This window comes from Aliivibrio logei, from assembly GCF_001691055.1.
Lineage (GTDB): Bacteria > Pseudomonadota > Gammaproteobacteria > Enterobacterales > Vibrionaceae > Aliivibrio > Aliivibrio salmonicida.
In genome coordinates this window covers 1-2197 of record NZ_MAJU01000001.1, presented here as the reverse complement: position 1 = coordinate 2197, position 2197 = coordinate 1, and the positions used below count along the sequence as shown (strand labels likewise).

Below are 2197 nucleotides of genomic sequence, written 5' to 3'. Positions count from 1 at the left end.
AAGAACACAATACAGCTTTCCGAATTAAAGAATTTGCTTGGCGACCATAGCGTTATGGACCCACCTGATCCCATGCCGAACTCAGAAGTGAAACGTAATAGCGCCGATGGTAGTGTGGGGTCTCCCCATGTGAGAGTAGGACATCGCCAGGCTTAAATTTGAATAAGTGCCCGTTCAATAGAACGGGCTTTTATTTCGCTCCCAGTTTGTTGCTGGAGGCAAGTCAACATAACGTTTTTAAGTCTTTCATAAATAAATGAAAAAGTTGAAAATATTATCTTGACTTTCAAATCAGAAAGCGTAATATACGCAGCCTGAAACGACGAAGCTGAAACGCTAAGTGGTTGAAAGACAACGCTCTTTAACAATTTAACCAAATCAATCTGTGTGGGCACTTGTGAGTTGATAATCACTAGTTTGCTTTTACTTTTCGAAGTGAATTCAAACAAAAATAATCAATGAACTGAGTGACTACACAAAATTACTTTTATGTAAGAAATCAGTATAAATCATTGAGCCGGTTTTGTTTCTGCTGAAACAAACCAAAAAACTTTAATTGAAGAGTTTGATCATGGCTCAGATTGAACGCTGGCGGCAGGCCTAACACATGCAAGTCGAGCGGTAACAGAAAGTAGCTTGCTACTTTGCTGACGAGCGGCGGACGGGTGAGTAATGCCTGGGAATATGCCTTGATGTGGGGGATAACTATTGGAAACGATAGCTAATACCGCATAATGTCTTCGGACCAAAGAGGGGGATCTTCGGACCTCTCGCGTCAAGATTAGCCCAGGTGAGATTAGCTAGTTGGTGGGGTAAGAGCTCACCAAGGCGACGATCTCTAGCTGGTCTGAGAGGATGATCAGCCACACTGGAACTGAGACACGGTCCAGACTCCTACGGGAGGCAGCAGTGGGGAATATTGCACAATGGGCGAAAGCCTGATGCAGCCATGCCGCGTGTATGAAGAAGGCCTTCGGGTTGTAAAGTACTTTCAGTCGTGAGGAAGGGTGTGCAGTTAATAGCTGTACATCTTGACGTTAGCGACAGAAGAAGCACCGGCTAACTCCGTGCCAGCAGCCGCGGTAATACGGAGGGTGCGAGCGTTAATCGGAATTACTGGGCGTAAAGCGCATGCAGGTGGTTCATTAAGTCAGATGTGAAAGCCCGGGGCTCAACCTCGGAACCGCATTTGAAACTGGTGAACTAGAGTGCTGTAGAGGGGGGTAGAATTTCAGGTGTAGCGGTGAAATGCGTAGAGATCTGAAGGAATACCAGTGGCGAAGGCGGCCCCCTGGACAGACACTGACACTCAGATGCGAAAGCGTGGGGAGCAAACAGGATTAGATACCCTGGTAGTCCACGCCGTAAACGATGTCTACTTGGAGGTTGTGGCCTTGAGCCGTGGCTTTCGGAGCTAACGCGTTAAGTAGACCGCCTGGGGAGTACGGTCGCAAGATTAAAACTCAAATGAATTGACGGGGGCCCGCACAAGCGGTGGAGCATGTGGTTTAATTCGATGCAACGCGAAGAACCTTACCTACTCTTGACATCTACAGAATTCGCTAGAGATAGCTTAGTGCCTTCGGGAACTGTAAGACAGGTGCTGCATGGCTGTCGTCAGCTCGTGTTGTGAAATGTTGGGTTAAGTCCCGCAACGAGCGCAACCCTTATCCTTGTTTGCCAGCACGTAATGGTGGGAACTCCAGGGAGACTGCCGGTGATAAACCGGAGGAAGGTGGGGACGACGTCAAGTCATCATGGCCCTTACGAGTAGGGCTACACACGTGCTACAATGGCGCATACAGAGGGCTGCAAGCTAGCGATAGTGAGCGAATCCCAAAAAGTGCGTCGTAGTCCGGATCGGAGTCTGCAACTCGACTCCGTGAAGTCGGAATCGCTAGTAATCGTGAATCAGAATGTCACGGTGAATACGTTCCCGGGCCTTGTACACACCGCCCGTCACACCATGGGAGTGGGCTGCAAAAGAAGTGGGTAGTTTAACCTTTCGGGGAGGACGCTCACCACTTTGTGGTTCATGACTGGGGTGAAGTCGTAACAAGGTAGCCCTAGGGGAACCTGGGGCTGGATCACCTCCTTAACGATAGATTGCGATTTATGAGTGTTCACACAGATTGATTAGGTTTTAATAAGTTGAAGTGACAGAGCTTTAATTAATGATTTCGATTATTGATTAAAG

The 2197-nt window shown here is 48.1% G+C and carries 2 rRNA genes; both read left to right on the top strand.

The features are described from left to right. The first annotated feature begins 36 nt into the window (after nt 1-36). Nucleotides 37-152 (top strand): 5S ribosomal RNA (gene rrf, locus A6E04_RS00010). A gap of 401 nt (nt 153-553) precedes the next feature. Continuing rightward, nucleotides 554-2098, top strand: a 16S ribosomal RNA gene (locus A6E04_RS00005). Nucleotides 2099-2197: the final 99 nt, after the last annotated feature.